The following is a 17,287-nucleotide window of genomic DNA, read 5'->3' on the forward strand; positions in this document are numbered from 1 at the left end:
CACCAACGCCGCCTCTGGGCCACCGTCCGAACACACCCCGACCAAGACGGCCACCACGTCACCTGGGACCTCACCCCCGGCTCCTACGACCACCACCTCGACACCCTCCGCCACCCACCCGACGACCTGACCGGCTCGGCCGCGTGAACCCGGTTGCCGCGATCGACGGGTCGCCGCACAGTGGGGAGCGTGACCGAGCGACCGACCCTGTTCCTCACCGTCGGCCTGCCGGGAGTGGGGAAGACGACCCGGGCCGAGGAGCTCGCCGCCCGGCACGGCATCCTGCGGCTGACCCCAGACGACTGGATGGCCGGTCGGGGTCATCCGCGGTCGAGGACGAGCCATCCGCCGTGGTGCTCGGTGACCTCGGCGCGCCACCCCTCGGCCGCCGCACCCCACTCCCGCAGCGCCCCCAACGTGACGGCCCACAGGTGCCCGAACTGCTCGCTCGGCGAGTCCTCGAGCGGGACGCCGACGACCACGCGGGCCCGGGCCAGCCGGCACGCCTCCCGCAGCACCTGGGCCGCGTGGTCCGGCTCGAGGTGCTCGAGCAGGTGCACGGCGAGGACCGTGTCGGCGCTGCCGTCGGGCAGCGGCACGTGGGCCGCGTCGCACGTCAGCGTCGCGACGTCGACCCCGAAGCGCGGGGCCATCGCACCGAGCAGCCGCATCGTGCCGCCCGAGACGTCCGAGGCGGTCACCGCCCGTCCGTCGGCCGCCACGCGCAGCGCGAGGAAGCCGAAGCAGCTCCCCAGTTCGAGCACCGACCTCCCCCGCACGAGGGACTCGGCCCGCGCGTACACGGGCGCGTAGTCGCGGATGCACCCGTGGCCGGCGGTCGTCCCCGGCCGGGGGTCGGCCCGGGCCGCCGCACCGACCGCCGCGAGCGTGTTGGCGTAGAACGCCTCCCACGCCACCTCGGGCTCATCGGCGCAGGTCAGCACGACACCGGTGAACACCCGCTCGAAGAGCTCGGACCCGCGCAGCCACCCCGGCTCGAAGAGCTCGTCCGAGAGCAGCCCGGCGAGGTCGTCGTCGACCTCGCCCAGGCCGAGACCGTGCTCGACCACGAGGTCCGTCCCGTCGTGGACGAGGTCGAAGTGCGGCGTGCGCACCGCGCCCAGCCGCATCCGGGTGTCCGGGCGGCGCGGGCGCACCGTCACCACCCCGTCGCGGTAGCAGGCTCCCACGACCGGAGCGAGGGCGTCGATGGGTGCGACGGTCATACCAGCACCTCCGCCATCCGGTGCGAGAACGACTCCAGCGCACCGAGGTTGCGCACGACCTCGATGTGGTCGCACGACGGCTCGTACAGCGGCAGGTCGCACCGTCCCAGCGCCCACGAGTACCGCGGCTCGGGGGTCAGCCACACCACGTGCCGGGCGCGACGGGCGATCTCCTCGAACGCACCGACCGCGGGGTCCTTGCCGTTGCCGCGCCCGTCGCCGATGACGACGACGGTCGTGCGCCGGGTGATGGCCGAGCCGTACTCGTCGAGGAACTGGCGCAGCACGCTGCCGTAGTCGCTGTCCGCGTCGAGGTCGACGACCCCGCCGTCCGCGCGTCCCGCCATGACCATCGCGAGCGCCTGCTGGACGTGGTGGTCGTCGAAGAGGTCGGTGATCTCGGCGACCTCGTCGACGAACGCGAACGAGCGGACCTTCGACGCCACCGACTGCAGCCCGTGGACGAGGTGCAGGGCGAACCCCGACGCGGCGCGCACCGACAGCGAGACGTCGCAGAGGACGAGCAGCTGCGGCCGGTCCTCACGCTTGCTCACGAGCACCGGCCGGAACGGGACGCCGTCGTAGCGCATGTTCGAGCGCATGGTCCGCCGGCTGTCGATGACCCCGCGCCCCGCGACGTGCCGCCGGGGCCGGGGCGCCCCCCGCAGCGCGCGCAGCAGCCGGCGCACGGCCTCCTCGAAGGCGAGCCGGTCCGACTCCGCGAGGACCTCGGCCCGCGCCACGTCGAGCTCGCGCTCCTCGACCTCCGCCTGCGTCGCCATGAGGTGCTCGAGGTGCTGCTTGATCCGCTCCGGCAGCGACGCCAGCAGGGGCGCCAGCTGCTCGCGCAGCCGCGCGACGTCGGGGTCGTCGAGCAGCGCCTCGAGCTCGTCGTCCGGCTCGCCGAGCCAGCTGAGCAGGGCCAGCTCCTCGGCGACGGTCAGCTCGACGTCGAGCTCGGCGCCGCGCGCCTGCGTCAGCCGCCCGGGCGTCCCCGGGTTGTGCAGCCGGGAGGTCGACACCTGCACGCGCGCGGCCTCGCCCTGCGGCGTCACCCCGTCCTTGGACAGCACGACCTCGTCGGTCATCGACGCCATGTCGATCTTGTTCGCCTCCTGGTGGAGGTTGTACTGCTGCGCGAGGTCCTCGGGCCGGAAGAACTCCCGGATGTCCTGCGGCGCACCGTGGCTGTGGCCCTGCTGCGGGGTGTCGGAGAGCTCGTCCGAGATGGTCAGCCCGGTCAGCTCGCCCTCGTCGGACAGGTCGTCGTGCGCGTGCCCGTGGCCCTCGGCCTCCGTGACGACGGCCCGCAGCCGGAAGAACCGGTCGAACACGGCGTCGAACACCTCGAGGTCGCGCCGGTCCTTGACGAGCGTCACCCGCAGCGCCGAGCGCAGCACCTCGCGGTCGGCCATGATGCCCGGCTGCGCCGCCGCCTCGAGTGCGTCGACCGCCTCCGCGACGCTCACCCGCATCCCGTGCAGGCGCAGGAAGCGGATGAACCGGTGCAGCGAGCTCTCCACGACGCCCCGCTAGACCGGTCGCCGCCGGGCGCCACCGGTGCGGAACGAGCGCTGGCCCTGGCTGCTCGAGACCTTGCGCGGCTCGGCGGGGGCCGCGCTCGGCGAGCCGTAGTACGCCTCGTCGTGCCGGCCGGGCTGGTCCTTGCCGGCCCGCACCTCGCGGCCGTCGGGCCCGTCGGCGCCCCCGGGGTCGTCGTGCGTGTGGCCGTGCCCGTGCCCGTGTCCGTGGCCGTGACCGCGCTCGGCCGGGACGGTCTGGTTGGGGTCGACGAGCCGCGGCAGCTCGCGGGTCGCCATCCCGAGGTCGCGCTCGTACTTCGTGACGACGTTGAGCGTCTCGGCGAGCACCGGCGCCGACAGCTCGGTCACCCCGAGGACGGCGAGGGTCCGTGCCCAGTCGATCGTCTCGGAGATGCTCGGGGCCTTGCGCAGCTCCAGCTCGCGCAGGCCGCGCACGACCCCGACGAGCTGCTCGGCCAGCGCGTCCGCCAGCCCGGTGTCCTTGGAGCGGATGATCTCGAGCTCGCGCTCGGCGCTGGGGTAGTCGAGGAACAGGTGGAGGCAGCGCCGCTTGAGGGCCGCCGAGAGGTCACGGGTGTTGTTCGAGGTGAGGACGACGATGGGGGTCTGCTCCGCGACGAACGTGCCGACCTCGGGCACCGAGACCTGGAACTCGGCGAGCAGCTCGAGGAAGACCGCCTCGAGCGCCTCGTCGGCCCGGTCCACCTCGTCGATGAGCAGGACGACCGGGTCCGGCGACGTGATCGCCTCGAGCAGCGGGCGCGCCACGAGGAAGCGCTCGGAGAAGAACACGCTGTCCTGGGCCGCGATCCGGTCCACCGCCGCGGAGATGTCGGGGGCGTCCTCGACGACCTGCCCGATCTTGTCACGGAGCATCTGCGTGTAGAGCAGCTGCTTGCCGTAGTCCCACTCGTAGAGGGCCTTGGTCTCGTCCTGCCCCTCGTAGCACTGCAGGCGCAGCAGCCGTCGGCCCGTCGCGGCGGCGACGCTCTGCGCCAGCTGGGTCTTGCCGACCCCCGCCGGCCCCTCGAGCAGCAGCGGCTTGCCGAGCGCCGACTGGAGGAAGGCGGTCGTCGCCAGCCGGTCGTCGGTGAGGTAGCCGACGTCGCGCAGCCGCTCGCGCGCATCCTCGACGCTCGCGAAGGTCGTCGGGGTGGGGGCGGGGTCGGTGCTCACGGGTGGTGTCCTCCAACGTCGTCGGTGGTGGGCCGTGCCGGGTCGTGCCGTGGGGCCGGCGCCACCCGTCCGCAGCGAGCGCGGTCGGGTGGCGCCGGGGCGTGGGTCACGAGATGAGGTCGTCCAGGTCGCCGTTCATGCAGTGGTCGACGACCGGGCGCACCGTCTCGAAGGTGCACTCCTTGGCGTTGCCCGGGGTGCAGGCGTCGCCGAGGACGTGGTTGGTGATGCGGTCGACGTCCGCGTCGTCACCGGTGATGACCTTCGCGTTCTCGTAGAACTTCGTCGGACCCTGTCCGAGACGGTTCTTCGAGTAGCTGTCGGCCGTGACGTCGGTGAACTTCTCGGTGATGCCCACGTCGCGCAGGAGGCGGATGGCGGCCTCGAGCGCGGCATCCGCGGCCTGCACGTCGGTCATCCCGTAGGTGTCGACGCCCATCGCCTCGGCCATCTCCGCGAACCGCTTGTACTGGGTGGGCATGTTGAAGGCCCAGACCCGCGGCAGCGCGATCGCGTTGTTCAGCCCGTGGTGCGTGTCGTAGAACGCCGACACCGCGTGGCTGATCGAGTGGATGATCCCGAGCCCGCCGGAGTTGAACGCCTGCGCGGCGATGTACTGCGCGTACATCATCCCCTGGCGGCCGGCGAGGTCCTGCCCGTTCCAGACGGCCTGGCGCAGGTTCTCGGCGGTCAGCTTGATGGCCCGCAGCGCGTTGCCGAGCGAGGGCTCGAAGTTGAGCCGCGAGACGTAGGGCTCGCTCGCGTGGGCGAGGACGTCGAACCCGCACTGCGCCGTGTAGTCGACCGGGCAGTCGTAGTAGAGCACCGGGTCGTCGATGGCCAGCGTCGTCACCGACGCGTCGTCGAACGCGACGTACTTGTGCGGGTTGTCCGGGTCGGTCGTCGTGTCGGTGATGACGTACGCCCACGACGTCTCCGAGCCGGTGCCGGCGGTCGTCGACACCGCGATGTGCGGCGGGTTCTTCGGGTTCTCGGACTTGTTGAAGCCCTCGAACTCGTTGACGTTGCGGCCGTCGTGGGCGACCGCGATGCGGGCCCCCTTGCAGGCGTCGTGCGAGCTGCCGCCACCGATGGAGACGAACGAGTCGCACTCGTTGTCCTGGTAGAGCGAGACCGCGTCCATGACGTTGTAGTCCTTGGGGTTGGACTCGACCTTGTCGTACACGACGACCTCGAGGCCGTGGTACTTCATCGACTCCACGATCTTGTGGACGACGTTCGTGCCGCGCAGGCCCGACGTCATCACGAGGGTCTTGCGGAAGCCCAGCTTGAGGGCCTCCGGACCGATCATCTCGTGCGCCCCGGGACCCATGAGGGCCCGCGGGAAGGGGTGGAACTCCTTGATGGGGAACGGTTTGAGCAGCTCGTCGACCTGCATCGGACATCCTCCTCGTTGAGGCACTGGGGGTCAGCGGCCTCGACGCTAGGAGCGCGGCGACGGCGTGCATAGACGAGGTCGCGGAAACCGCCCGCCCTGCCCGGGACCCCCCTACCCGGTCCGGCAGGAGGGCACCGACCGGGCGAGGGGTGGGCGCCCCGCAGGGACGTTCCTAGCGTGGTGGGCACGTCCCGTGCCGCGGGTCGTGACCACCGACGATGCTGGAGAGGAGTCGCCATGACCCCCGAGGAGATGGCACAGGAGACCACGGAGGACGAGCGCGACGAGCTGCTCGCCGACACCCTCGTCGAGGACGTGTCCATCGACGGCATGTGCGGCGTCTACTGAGGCCGGCGACGTGCTCGAGCAGTCCTGGGAGCTGAACGGCTCGGTGGCGATCCGCCCCGAGCCGTTCGGCGCCCTGCTCTACGACTTCACCAGCCGCCGGCTCACCTTCCTCAAGGACCCGCGGCTCGTCGCCGTCGTGGAGGGGCTGCAGGCCGCCCCCACCGTGGCCGACGCCCTCGACCGCGCCGGCGTCCCCGCCGCCGACCGCCCCGGCTTCGACGCGGCGCTGCGCCGCCTCGCCGACCAGCGGATGATCACCAGGAGGACCGGATGACCCTCGCCCCCGAGCGCCCCGCCACGACCCCCGCCCCCGGGACCCGCCTCGTCGAGCACTTCGAGCACGGCCTCGACGCCCCCATCTGCCTCACCTGGGAGCTGACCTACGCCTGCAACCTCGCCTGCGTCCACTGCCTCTCGTCGTCGGGCCGCCGCGACCCGCGCGAGCTGACGACGCAGGAGTGCTTCTCGCTCGTCGAGGAGTTCCAGCGGATGAAGGTCTTCTACGTCAACATCGGCGGCGGCGAACCGACCGTGCGCCCCGACTTCTGGGAGATCGTCGACCACGCCGTGGCCCACGACGTCGGGGTCAAGTTCTCCACCAACGGTTTCCGCATCACGCCCGAGCGCGCCGAGCGCCTCGCGGCCACCGACTACGTCGACGTGCAGGTGTCCCTCGACGGCGCGACGCCCGAGGTCAACGACGCCGTCCGCGGCGCCGGCACCTACGACGCGGCGCTGCGCGCGCTGCGCAACCTGCGCGACGCGGGGATGACCGACACGAAGCTGTCGGTCGTCTGCACCCGCGAGAACATCCCGCAGCTCGACCGCTTCAAGGAGATCGCGGACGAGCACGGCGCCGTCCTGCGGCTGACCCGCCTGCGGCCGGCCGGCCGCGGGGCCGACGTCTGGAACGACCTGCACCCGCTCGCCGAGCAACAGCGCGTCCTCTACGACTGGCTCGTCGCGCACGGCGACGGCGTCCTCACCGGCGACTCGTTCTTCCACCTCGCCGCCTTCGGCGACGCCCTGCCCGGGCTCAACCTCTGCGGCGCCGGCCGGGTGGTCTGCCTCGTCGACCCCGTGGGCGACGTGTACGCCTGCCCCTTCGCGATCCACGACCGCTTCCTCGCCGGCAACGTCCGCGACGCCGGGTTCGGCAGCGTGTGGCGCGACGCCCCGCTCTTCGCCGACCTCCGCTCGCCCCAGACCGGCGGCGCGTGCACCCGCTGCTCGGCGTACGACGCCTGCCGCGGCGGGTGCATGGCGGCCAAGTTCTTCACCGGCCTGCCGCTCGACGGGCCGGACCCGGAGTGCGTCAAGGGCAACGCCGAGGCCTCCCTCGCCGCGGTCGCGGACGGGGTGCGCCCCGCGCCGAGCCAGGACCACAGCCACCGGGGCCCGGTCCGCAACGCACCGGTCCCGGTGACCATCGCCCGCCGCCCCCCGGCCTCGCCGTGCGACGAGAGCCCGCTGGGTCCCGCCCGGGACGCGCTCCCTGCGGGCTGACGTCGGTGGACCTCGGGACCGCCGCCACCGGCGAGCACCTCGTCGGCGCGACCGTGCTCGTGCCGCTCGGGGCCTGCGAGCAGCACGGCGCGCACCTGGGCCTCGCCACCGACTCGGTGGTCGCGCGGGCCGTCTGCGAGCAGGTCGCGCTCCGGCTGGCGGACCGGGCGCCGCAGCGGCGCGTGGTCGTCGCCCCCACGCTGGAGTACGGGGCGAGCGGCGAGCACGAGGGCTTCGCCGGCACGGTCTCGATCGGCACCGAGGCGTTGCGCCTCGTCGTCGTCGAGCTCGTCCGGTCGGTCCGGCTGTGGTGCGGCCCCGTTGTCCTCGTCACCGGGCACGGCGGCAACGCGGAGGCCGTCGCGAGCGCCACCCGTCGGCTGCGCTGGGAGGGACACGACGTCGCCTGGACCTCGTGCGCCGAGCCCGGCTGGGACGCCCACGCGGGGCGGGCCGAGACCTCGCTGGCCCTCGCCGTCGCCCCGGGGTCGGTGCGCCCCGACCTGGCGGTCGCGGGGGCCCTCGACCCCCTGCCGGAGCTGCTCCCCCGGCTGCGCGCGGGCGGGGTCGCGGCGGTCACCCCCACCGGGGTCCTCGGCGACCCGCGCGGCGCGAGCGCCGACGAGGGCCGGGAGCACCTCGCCGCGCTCGCCGCACGGGTCACCGCCCAGGTGCTCGCGGGCGACGTCGACGAGCACGGTCGCCTCGTCCGGCCCGAGGCCGCGGGGGTGCCGGGATGACGGGCCGCGTCGCGGTGGTCGCCGGGGGTGGCCGGGGCATCGGCGCGGCGGTCGCGCGCCGGCTGCGCGCCGCCGGACCGGTCACCGTGCTCGACGCGTTCGACGGGGAGACCCTCGGGTACCGGCACGCGTCCTCGGCGGACCGCACCGCCCTGACCGATGACGGCATCCCCTGCCGGGAGGTAGACGTGCGCGACCTCGACGCCACGCGCGCGGCCGTCGACGCCGTCGCCGCGGAGCACGGCGGCCTCGACGTGGCCGTGGCCTGCGCCTCGGTCATCGCCGGCGGGAGGCCGTTGTGGGAGACCGACATCGCGGTCCGTGACGGGCTGCTCGCCGCCGACGCCGCCACCGCCTGGAACCTCGCCAGCGCAGCGGTCCCCCACCTCCTGCGCCGGCCCGCCGGGGCCCGGCCCACGGTCGTCGTCCTCACCTCCGCCGCCGGGGGCCACGGCCTCTACGGGCTGTCGGCGTACGTCGTCGCCAAGCACGCCGCCACCGGAGTCGTGCGGGCCCTCGCCGCCGACCTCGTCGGCACCGGCGTCACCGCCGTGGGCGTGGCCCCGGGGGCCACGGACTCGCCGATGCTCGCCGCCACGGCCCGCCTCTACGGGATGGACGACGTGCAGCCGCTCGCCGAGCACCAGGCGTCACGTCGCCCGCTCGACCCCGACGAGGTCGCCGCCGTCGTCGAGCTCGCCGCGAGCGCCGGCACCGTGCTGCACGGAGCCGTGCTCGACGCCGACGGGGGGTTCGGCCGTGGCTGACCTCCCTCGTGGGTTCCGGGTGCGGCTCGCCGACGACGCGCACCGGTGCGACGACGGCCGCACGCTCTTCGGAGGCTCCTCCGGGCGGCTCGTCCACCTGCGCCCCGCCGCCCTGCGCCGCATCGACGACGCCGGCGTCCTCGCCGTCGAGGACCCGACCTCGGCGAGGGTCGCGCGGATGCTGCTGGACCGCGGTCTCGCCCACCCGTGGTGGAACGGCAGCCGCCCGCCGACGACCGGCGACGTCACGGTCGTCGTCCCGGTGCTCGACCGCCCGGACGCCCTCGACCGGTTGCTCGGCGGCCTGCGGGGCACCACCGTCGTCGTCGTCGACGACGGCTCCACCGACCCGGCGTCGATCGTCGAGGTCTGCCGCCGGCACGCCGCCCGGTACGTCCGCCACCCGGAGCGCCGGGGCCCCGCCGCCGCGCGCAACACGGGGCTGCGTACCGCGACGAGCCCCGTCGTGGCGTTCGTCGACTCCGACGTCGTCCTCGACGTCACCGTCCTCGCCGCCCTGCGGCGCCACCTCGAGGACCCGGGGGTCGCTCTCGTGGCCCCCCGGGTCCTCGGGCTGGACGACGGTCGTGGGGTGCTCGCGCGCTACGAGGCCGCCCGCTCCTCGCTCGACCTCGGCGCGTCGCCGGCGCGCGTCCACCCGCACGGGCGGGTGTCGTACGTGCCGAGCGCCGTGCTCCTCGCCCGGCGGGACGCGCTCGGCGCCGGGTTCGACGAGTCCCTCGAGGTCGCGGAGGACGTCGACCTCGTGTGGCGGGTCGCCCGGGACCACGACGTCCGCTACGACCCCTCCGTGGTCGTGCGCCACGAGCACCGCACCACCACACGGGCCTGGCTGTCGCGCAAGGCCTTCTACGGGACGGGCGCCGCGCTGCTGGCCGTGCGCCACGGGGAGGCCGTCTCCCCCGCCGTCCTCGCGCCCTGGTCGGCGGTCGCCGCCGCCGCACTCCTCGCGCAGCGGCGGTGGAGCATCCCGGTCGCCCTCGCCGCGGGCGCCGTCGCCGAGGTGACGCTCGCCCGCCGCCTGCGGGGCAGCGACCACCCGCACCGGGCCGCCGTCGCGGTGCTCGGGGTCGCCCTGCACGCCACGCTGACCCAGACCACCGCCCTCGTCGTGCGCCACCACTGGCCGCTGACGGCCGCCCTCCTGCCGTTCTCGCGGCGCGCCCGCCGCGTGGCCCTGGCCGCAGCCGTCGTCGACGGCGTGCTCGACCACCGTCGGGTGCGCCCCGACCTCGACGCCGCGCGCTACACCGCGCTCCGCCGCGCCGAGGACCTCGCCTACGGCGCGGGCCTGTGGGCCGGCTGCCTGCGTGCACGCTCCCCCCGAGCCCTCCTCCCCGTCCTCCGGCACCGGCCGGCCCGCACTCCCACCCCCTCCGAGAGGTCACAGTCATGAGCAGCAACGGATGGTTCGAGACCGTCGCCGAGGCCCAGCGGCGCGCCGAGAAGCGCCTGCCGCGCTCGGTCTACAAGGCCCTGCTCGCCGGGTCCGAGCGCGGCCTCACCTACGAGGACAACATCGCGGCGTTCTCCGAGCTCGGCTTCGCCCCGCACATCGCGGGCGGGAGCGCCGAGCGGTCCCTCGGCACCCACGTCATGGGGATGGACCTCGCGCTGCCGGTCATCATCTCCCCCACCGGGGTCCAGGCGGTCCATCCGGAGGGCGAGGTCGCCGTCGCCCGGGCGGCCGCGGCGCGCGGTACCGCGGTCGGCCTCAGCTCCTTCGGGTCCAGCCCGATCGAGGACGTCGTCGCCGCCAACGACCGCACCCTGTTCCAGATCTACTGGTCGGGCGGCCGCGACACGATGACCGAGCGGCTCGAGCGGGCCCGCTCGGCCGGCGCGAAGGGTGTCATCGCGACCCTGGACTGGACCTTCTCGCACGGCCGCGACTGGGGCAGCCCGACCATCCCCGAGGCACTCACCCCCCGGGCGATGCTCTCCTTCGCCCCGGAGGTCGTCCGCAAGCCGCGCTGGCTGCTCGACTTCGTCCGCTCCGGCGCCCTGCCCGACCTGACGACCCCGAACATGGCGCCGCGCGGGCAGAAGGGGCCGACGTTCTTCGGCGCCTACGGCGAGTGGATGACGACGCCACCGCCCTCGTGGGAGGACATCGCGTGGCTGCGCGAGACGTGGGGCGGCCCGTTCATGGTCAAGGGCATCTGCCGCGTCGACGACGCCCGGCGCGCGGTCGACGCCGGGGCCACGGCCATCTCGGTCTCGACGCACGGCGGCAACAACCTCGACGGCATCCCGGGGGCCATCCGGATGCTCCCCGGCATCGCCGACGCGGTCGGTGACCAGGTCGAGGTCGTCTTCGACTCCGGCATCCGGCGCGGCGGCGACGTCGTCAAGGCCCTGGCCCTCGGCGCGAAGGCCGTGATGATCGGCCGCGCCTACCTGTGGGGCCTCGCCGCGAACGGGCAGGCCGGGGTCGAGAACGTCCTCGACATCCTCGCGGGCGGGGTCTCCTCCGCCCTGCTCGGGCTCGGCCGCAGCTCGGTGCAGGAGCTGAGCCGCGACGACATCCTCGTCCCCGAGGGGTTCACCCGCACGCTCGGCGCCACCGAGGTGCCACGCTGACCGGGTGAAGCAGTTCCTCCTCGGTGTCCTGACGACCCTCGTCGTCCTCGGGCTCGGTGTGTTCGCCCTCGGGCTCTCGCTCGGCTCGGGGGCCACGCCGACCACCCTGCCCTCCCCGCCTCCGTCGGGGGTCCGGGTTCCGCCCCCGGGCGACCTCGGTCCCGACGAGACCTGGCTCGGGGCGGTGCAGCTCGACAGCCGCGAGGTCGTCGCGGCGGAGGGCGACCTCGTCGACGTCGACGCCACCGGCACCGGCGTGCGGTTCGGCCCCGACGGGCTGCGCGCCGCGACGCTCGCGGTGCGTGCCACCGTGCCGTTCGGGACCGTCGCCGACCAGGTGGGTGACGGGACCCGGCTGTACGCCGCCGGCGGCGGGCGGGCCGGGGTCGAGCGGCAGGTCACGGTCCTGGGCCGCGACCTGCTGGTGCGCGCCACCGGCGCCGTGCGGGCCGAGGGCGGGCTGCTCGTCCTCGAGCCCGAGACCGTCGACGTCGGCGCACCCGGCCCCGTGGACGCGGCCCTCGGAGCGGCGGCGCGCCGCCTCGTGACGATCCGGACACCCGTGGCCGGCCTCCCCGACGGGTTGGTCCTGCGTGAGGTCGGGGTGGGCGGCGCCGGGTTCGCCGTCCGGCTGGACGGTCGTGACGTCGTGCTCGGGCGCTGACCGCCCGACCACCCCCGCCACGCCGCCCCGGCTCCCCGCACGCGGACGGGTCCGCCACCCCGCTGCGGGAGGTGGCGGACCCGTCGTCGGTCCCGGTGGACGCGCCCGGTCAGGGCGCCTCGGAGGTCACCGTCGTCTCGTGCGTGCGGACGTCGTAGAGGAACGTCGTCCGGGCTCCGTCGACCGGCACGGTGAGCGACATGTTCGCGCCGCCCGGGACGCCGCCGTCACCGTAGTTGGTGTCCCACGACAGGTCGTGCGCGATCTTGAACTCGTAGGTCCCGGCGGGGATCCCGGTGAGCGTCAGCGCGTACACGCCGTCCCCGTCCGGGTCCTGGAGCCAGGGCCGCAGGCAGTCGGCCGCCCAGTCCGCGGCGCAGCCGAGCTCGGACTGGAACGAGCCGCCGGCCACGACGATGGGGCCCTGCTCGTCGGACGTCGCCCAGTGCGTCGCCGGGTCGTAGTAGAACGTGACCTTCCCGTCCGTCGTCTCGACGTCGATGTTCGCCCCGTCGCGGACGCCACCGGCGCCGTAGTTCTCGGTCCACGCCTTGTCGAGCGCGGCCTTGTACGAGTACGGCCCGGCGGGCAGGTCCACCGACTTCTTCCAGATGCCGTCCGTCGTGTCGAGGGTCGCCTGGGCCTGGTCGCACCAGGGCTCCCAGTCCGCCGCGCAGCCCATCTCGCTGTTGAGCGTGCCGGCGAACGCCACGGTCCCCGGCTGGGTCGCGGGGCGGTCGCCGTTCTGCGGCACCGTCGCCGACGGCGGCTGCGCCGTCACGGCCCACCCGCTGTCGGCCGCCACGCGACCGGCCGCGTCCTTGACGACGGCGCGGTACTCGAGCGGGGTGCCGACGGGCATCGCGCTGACGTCGTGGAAGACCCGGAACGGCGCGTTGTCGTCGGTCCCGAGCAGCGTCCAGTCGCGGGTGCCGACCGGGCGGTACGAGAAGGTCACCTGGCTGAAGGTGCCGGACTCCACGTCGGCGGCGACCTCGGTGCGCCCGCTGACGCCGGTCCCGTCGAGACCGACCGTGACCTTCGGGGCGGCGACTCGGGTGTCGACCGGGGACGCGGCGCGCCACACGGCGACGGTGAGCGGCGGGACGGTCACCGTGACCGAGCCGTCGCTGCTCGTGCGCAGCGTGCTCTTCGAGCCGTACAGGGGCTGGAAGCGGCTGCGGCTGGTCCAGGTGTCGAACGTCGCCGACTTCGCCGTCGTGCCGTTGTTCGCGACGACGAGGTACTCGCGGGGCGCCTTGTCACCGTGCCGCTTGTCGTCGTGCCGCCTGTCGTCGCGCCGCTTGTCGTCCCGCTTCCCGTGGTCGTCCCGCTCGTCGCCCGACCCGACCCGCGAGACCGCGAAGAGGCCGGCGCCCTCGTCGGCGTAGCGCTGGACCTGCGCGCCGTCCGCGAGGACCGGGTGCTTGGCCCGCAGGCGGGCCAGCTCGGCGAGGTGGCGGTAGATGGGGTGCTTCGTCGAGTACCGGTCGCGCGAGCCGGACTTCCCGGCGAGGACGGCCTCGTCGTTGTAGATCTTCGTCGTGCTCGCGAACATGTCCTGGCGCGCCAGCTGGTCGCCGCCGGTCCCGATGAAGCCCTGCTCGTCGCCGTAGTAGGTGACCGGGTTGCCGCGCATCGTGTACATGAGCGAGTCGGCGAACAGGACGCGCTTCAGCAGCTCCGCGTCGTCCTTCGCCGCGCCCTTGAGGAACATCGCGACGCGGCCCATGTCGTGGTTCCCGAGGAAGGTCGGCAGCTGGTAGGCGTTGCTGTCGGCGTCGGTGTAGTAGTCGTCCTTGGCGAAGAAGTCGGCGAGGACGTTCGCCGGGTTGCCCTTGGCGAAGTCGACGCCCTGCTGCTGGAAGCCGAAGTCGAGCGTCGCCTGCAGCTTGCCGGCGGTCGTGTACTCGGACATCACGGCGGGGTTGCCGTCGTAGACCTCGCCGAAGGCGAAGAAGTCCTTGTTCCGGATGCGCTGGGCCTCACCGAGGATGTCCGGGATGAACTTCTGCCAGAACTCGAGGTTGACGTGCTTGACGGTGTCGATGCGGAAGCCGTCGATGCCGAAGTCGACCCACTGCTTGTAGATCTCGCCCATGCCGTCGACGACCTCGGGCCGCTCGGTGAACAGGTCGTCGAGGCCGATGAAGTCGCCGTAGGTCGAGGACTCGCCGGCGAAGGTCGAGTCGCCGCGGTTGTGGTACATCGTCACGTCGTTGAGCCACGCCGGGGTCTTGGCCTTCTCGTCGCCCGGGTGCAGGAACGGGGTGTAGGGGAAGGAGACCTGGGGGTCGAGCGTCGGGAAGGCATGGTTGACGTACTCGCGGTCGTCGAACGCCGTGCCGTCCGCGTCCTTGTAGGGGAAGGCCTTCTTCGTCCGGTAGGTGTACTGGCCCTCGCGGTAGTCGATGACGTCGGCGGTGTGGTTGGTGATGATGTCGAAGAAGACCTTCATCCCCTTCTTGTGCGCCGCGTCGATGAGCTTCTTCATCTCGGCGTTGGTGCCGAGGTGCGGGTCGATCTTCGTGAAGTCGGTGATCCAGTAGCCGTGGTAGCCGGCGCTCTCCTCGCCGGGCTTGCCCTGGACCGGCTTGTTCGTGAAGCTCGGCGTCAGCCAGATCGCCGTCGTGCCCATGCCCTTGATGTAGTCGAGCTTCTCGGTCAGGCCCTTGAGGTCGCCGCCGTGGTAGAAGCCCTTGTTCGTCGGGTCGAAGCCGGTCGTCAGCGGTCCACCGGTCAGGCCGCCGCGGTCGTTGCGGGTCGAGCCGTTGGCGAAGCGGTCGGCCATGACGAAGTAGAACCGCTCACGCGTCAGGCTCGAGCGCAGCGAGTCGCCGGCGCGGCGCCGGTCCTCGCGGGTCGCGTCCCCCGCGAGGTCGACGGGGGTCATCGAGATCGCGTGGGTGGCGTCGTCGTAGGTGAACTCGATGCGGGCGTCGCCCTCGAGGACGAGCGGCACGTTCGGTCCGTTGCTCACCCCGCCCGCGCCGTAGTTCTCGTCCCAGCCGTCGTCGACCGCGACCTTCCACTGGTAGGTGCCGGCCGGCACGCGGAAGGTCGCGCTCCAGAGGTCGGTGCTCCCCTCCCGGGTCAGCTCGGTGGCGTCGCAGGCGGGCGCCCAGTCCTCCGCGCAGCCGAGCTCGCTCTGCAGGTCGCCGACGAGGGCGACGGAGCGGTCGGCGGCGGAGGCGGGGACGGCGGCCAGCAGGCCCGGTGTCCCCAGGACCAGGGCCGTCGCGACGACGGTGGACAGGCGGCGATGGGCTCGGGGCATCGTTGCTCCTCGGGTGGCGGACGGTGGTCCCGTCCGGCGCGGGCTCTCCGACCAGTGAACCTAGATGCGTAAACGCTTTACATGAAGGGGGCGAGGCCGTCCTGACCAAGTCTTTACCCTTCGCCCCTCGGCCTCCCGGCTCACCGCTGCCGCTGCACCCGGCCCTCGTCCCAGACCGGCTCGTCGGCCTCGACGACCCGACCGTCCTGGCGGAAGACGAGGAACCGGTCGAGGCCGCGGGCGAACCAGCGGTCGTGCGTCACGACGACGACGGTGCCCTCGAACGCGGCCAGCGCGTCCTCGAGCGCCTCGGCGGAGTGCAGGTCGAGGTTGTCGGTGGGCTCGTCGAGCAGGAGCAGGGTGGCACCGGACAGCTCGAGCAGGAGGATCTGCAGGCGCGCCTGCTGGCCACCCGAGAGCGCGTCGAACGTCTGCTCGGCCGCGGCGGCGAGACCGTAGCGGTCGAGCGCGCGGGCGGCGAGGTCCCGGGGCATCCCCGCGCGGCGCTCGTCACCACGGTGGAGGATCTCCAGCAGCGTGCGCCCGTGGAGCGTCACGTGGTCGTGCGTCTGGGCGAACCAGCCGGGGCGCACGCGGCTGCCGAGGACGACCCGGCCGGCGTGCTCGACGGGCGCCGGCCGGATGTCCCCGACGGGCTCGTGCTCGCGCTCGGGGTCGGTGCCGCCCGCCGCCAGCAGCCGGAGGAAGTGCGACTTGCCGGAACCGTTGCTCCCGAGCACGCCGACCCGCTCCCCGAACCAGAGCTCGGTGTCGAAGGGTTCGACGAGCCGCTCACCGCCGACCCGCAGCTCGAGCCCCGTCGCGACGACGGCCCGCTTCGCGGTGCGGCCACCGGCCAGGCGCATCGACACCTTCTGGCGCAGGGGGACGGCCTCGGGCGGACCGGCCTCCTCGAACCGCCGCAGGCGGGTCTCGGCGGCCTGGAGGCGTGCGGCCATGTCGGAGTTGTAGGCGGCCTTCTGCCGGTACATGACGACGAGGGCCTTGAGCTTCGCGTGCTCCTCGTCCCACCGACGCCGCAGCTCGTCGAGCCGGGCGTTGCGCTCCTCGCGGGCGACGTCGTAGGTCGAGAACCGCCCGGGGTGCACCCAGGCGGTGTTGCCGCCGCGGCCCGGCTCGAGGGTGACGATGCGGGTCGCGACCCGGTCGAGCAGCTCGCGGTCGTGGCTGACGAACAGGACGGTCTTCGGGGAGGCGACGAGCTGCTCCTCCAGCCACCGCTTGGCCGGCACGTCGAGGTAGTTGTCCGGTTCGTCCAGGACGAGGACCTCCTCCGGGCCGCGGAGCAGGGCCTCGAGGACGAGGCGCTTCTGCTCCCCACCGGACAGCGTCGTCACGGGGCGCCACTGGGCCCGCTCGTAGGGGACGCCGAGCGCCGCGACGGTGCAGACGTCCCAGAGCGTCTCCCACTCGTAGCCGCCGACGTCGCCCCAGTCGACGAGCGCCTGCGCGTAGTCGAGCTGGTCCTGCTCGCTCTCGCGCTCCATCATCGCGAGCTCCGTCCGCTCGACCTCCGCGGCTGCGGCCCGGATGGCGTCCGGGGCGACCGAGACGAGGAGGTCCCTGACGGTCGACCCGTCGCGGACCTTGCCGATGAACTGGCGCATCACCCCGAGGCCACCGCTGCGGGTCACGACGCCGTCCTGGGCGGCGAGGTCGCCGGCGAGGATGCGCAGCAGCGTCGTCTTGCCGGTGCCGTTGGGGCCGACGAGCGCGACCTTGGCGCCCTCCCCCACCCGCAGGCTGACCTCCCGCAGGAGCGGTCGTCCGTCCGGGAGCGCGTAGCCGACGCCGGCGATGTCGAGGTGTCCCACACCTCCATGGTCCCAAGCGCGGCCCGCGACGGCACCCGCTTTTTCGCCACCACGGCGACCCACCCCCGAAAACCGAGAAAGGGCCCACCAAGTGTGTTGGTGGGCCCTTTCTGGAATGGTTGTCCGGCTGCGTCCTACTCTCCCACACCGTCACCAGTGCAGTACCATCGGCGCTGAAGGGCTTAGCTTCCGGGTTCGGAA

The 17,287-nt window shown here is 73.5% G+C and carries 14 protein-coding genes and 1 rRNA gene; 8 read left to right on the forward strand and 7 right to left on the reverse strand.

Annotated features, from left to right (window positions below; genetic code table 11):
* Positions 1–320: 320 nt before the first annotated feature.
* From mftM to mdo, 4 genes are all read right to left on the reverse strand, one after another.
* Positions 321–1,226 (reverse strand): mycofactocin oligosaccharide methyltransferase MftM, encoded by a 906-nt coding sequence (mftM, locus tag KMZ30_RS21270; protein ID WP_215514528.1) that lies wholly within the window; start codon positions 1,224–1,226, stop codon positions 321–323.
* Positions 1,223–2,749 (reverse strand): VWA domain-containing protein, encoded by a 1,527-nt coding sequence (locus tag KMZ30_RS22585; protein WP_215514529.1) that lies wholly within the window; start codon positions 2,747–2,749, stop codon positions 1,223–1,225. Before KMZ30_RS22585 ends, mftM begins: the two co-directional genes overlap by 4 nt.
* Before the next feature lie 9 nt (positions 2,750–2,758).
* Positions 2,759–3,946, reverse strand: coding sequence for an AAA family ATPase (locus tag KMZ30_RS21280; RefSeq protein WP_215514530.1), 1,188 nt, complete (start codon positions 3,944–3,946; stop codon positions 2,759–2,761).
* Positions 3,947–4,052: 106 nt separating this feature from the next.
* Positions 4,053–5,345: an NDMA-dependent methanol dehydrogenase gene (gene mdo / locus KMZ30_RS21285; protein ID WP_207025393.1), complete on the reverse strand. Its 1,293-nt coding sequence runs from the start codon at positions 5,343–5,345 to the stop codon at positions 4,053–4,055.
* Between the two features lie 237 nt (positions 5,346–5,582).
* On the opposite strand from mdo, the gene mftA reads away from it, so the two are divergent.
* Genes mftA through KMZ30_RS21325 form a run of 8 tightly spaced genes read left to right on the forward strand, consistent with a single transcriptional unit; the run spans position 5,583 to position 11,974 of the window.
* Complete coding sequence (gene mftA, locus KMZ30_RS21290) at positions 5,583–5,693, forward strand: mycofactocin precursor MftA (protein ID WP_030529737.1); 111 nt, start codon at positions 5,583–5,585, stop codon at positions 5,691–5,693.
* A 10-nt stretch (positions 5,694–5,703) separates the two neighbouring features.
* Positions 5,704–5,967: a mycofactocin biosynthesis chaperone MftB gene (mftB, locus tag KMZ30_RS21295; protein WP_030529738.1), complete on the forward strand. Its 264-nt coding sequence runs from the start codon at positions 5,704–5,706 to the stop codon at positions 5,965–5,967.
* Positions 5,964–7,199 (forward strand): mycofactocin radical SAM maturase, encoded by a 1,236-nt coding sequence (gene mftC, locus KMZ30_RS21300; RefSeq protein WP_207025392.1) that lies wholly within the window; start codon positions 5,964–5,966, stop codon positions 7,197–7,199. The genes mftB and mftC overlap by 4 nt, the downstream gene beginning before the upstream one ends.
* A 5-nt stretch (positions 7,200–7,204) precedes the next feature.
* Positions 7,205–7,939 carry a mycofactocin biosynthesis peptidyl-dipeptidase MftE gene (gene mftE / locus KMZ30_RS21305; protein ID WP_215514531.1) on the forward strand — a complete coding sequence of 245 codons (735 nt, stop codon included), beginning with the start codon at positions 7,205–7,207 and terminating at the stop codon, positions 7,937–7,939.
* Positions 7,936–8,706, forward strand: a complete 771-nt coding sequence (locus tag KMZ30_RS21310; RefSeq protein ID WP_215514532.1) for a mycofactocin-coupled SDR family oxidoreductase — start codon at positions 7,936–7,938, stop codon at positions 8,704–8,706. The genes mftE and KMZ30_RS21310 overlap by 4 nt, the downstream gene beginning before the upstream one ends.
* Positions 8,699–10,123 (forward strand): mycofactocin biosynthesis glycosyltransferase MftF, encoded by a 1,425-nt coding sequence (gene mftF / locus KMZ30_RS21315; RefSeq protein WP_215514533.1) that lies wholly within the window; start codon positions 8,699–8,701, stop codon positions 10,121–10,123. Before KMZ30_RS21310 ends, mftF begins: the two co-directional genes overlap by 8 nt.
* Positions 10,120–11,310 (forward strand): pre-mycofactocin synthase MftD, encoded by a 1,191-nt coding sequence (mftD, locus tag KMZ30_RS21320; protein ID WP_215514534.1) that lies wholly within the window; start codon positions 10,120–10,122, stop codon positions 11,308–11,310. The genes mftF and mftD overlap by 4 nt, the downstream gene beginning before the upstream one ends.
* 4 nt (positions 11,311–11,314) lie before the next feature.
* On the forward strand, positions 11,315–11,974 hold the full coding sequence (locus tag KMZ30_RS21325) for a hypothetical protein (RefSeq protein WP_215514535.1): 660 nt from the start codon (positions 11,315–11,317) through the stop codon (positions 11,972–11,974).
* 109 nt (positions 11,975–12,083) lie between these two features.
* Here KMZ30_RS21325 and KMZ30_RS21330 read toward each other — a convergent pair whose 3' ends face one another.
* From KMZ30_RS21330 to rrf, 3 genes are all read right to left on the reverse strand, one after another.
* Entirely contained in the window at positions 12,084–15,251 is a 3,168-nt protein-coding gene (locus tag KMZ30_RS21330; RefSeq protein ID WP_215514536.1) for a pullulanase X25 domain-containing protein, read from the reverse strand.
* A gap of 140 nt (positions 15,252–15,391) precedes the next feature.
* Positions 15,392–17,086 carry an ABC-F family ATP-binding cassette domain-containing protein gene (locus tag KMZ30_RS21335; RefSeq protein ID WP_215514537.1) on the reverse strand — a complete coding sequence of 565 codons (1,695 nt, stop codon included), beginning with the start codon at positions 17,084–17,086 and terminating at the stop codon, positions 15,392–15,394.
* Positions 17,087–17,207: 121 nt separating this feature from the next.
* Positions 17,208–17,287: ribosomal RNA gene (gene rrf, locus KMZ30_RS22740) — 5S ribosomal RNA — on the reverse strand; the annotation flags it as partial.

Origin of the sequence: Phycicoccus mangrovi (assembly GCF_018729305.1) — a bacterium.
In the GTDB taxonomy this organism is placed as follows: Bacteria; Actinomycetota; Actinomycetes; order Actinomycetales; family Dermatophilaceae; genus Phycicoccus; species Phycicoccus jejuensis.

Bases quoted from the DNA above. Each gene is read 5' to 3' on its own strand.
- mftM (WP_215514528.1), bottom strand. From the start codon at position 1,226: ATGACCGTCGCACCCATCGACGCCCTCGCTCCGGTCGTGGGAGCCTGC.
- mdo (WP_207025393.1), bottom strand. From the start codon at position 5,345: ATGCAGGTCGACGAGCTGCTCAAACCGTTCCCCATCAAGGAGTTCCAC.
- mftA (WP_030529737.1), top strand. From the start codon at position 5,583: ATGACCCCCGAGGAGATGGCACAGGAGACCACGGAGGACGAGCGCGAC.
- mftC (WP_207025392.1), top strand. From the start codon at position 5,964: ATGACCCTCGCCCCCGAGCGCCCCGCCACGACCCCCGCCCCCGGGACC.
- KMZ30_RS21310 (WP_215514532.1), top strand. From the start codon at position 7,936: ATGACGGGCCGCGTCGCGGTGGTCGCCGGGGGTGGCCGGGGCATCGGC.
- mftD (WP_215514534.1), top strand. From the start codon at position 10,120: ATGAGCAGCAACGGATGGTTCGAGACCGTCGCCGAGGCCCAGCGGCGC.
- KMZ30_RS21330 (WP_215514536.1), bottom strand. From the start codon at position 15,251: ATGCCCCGAGCCCATCGCCGCCTGTCCACCGTCGTCGCGACGGCCCTG.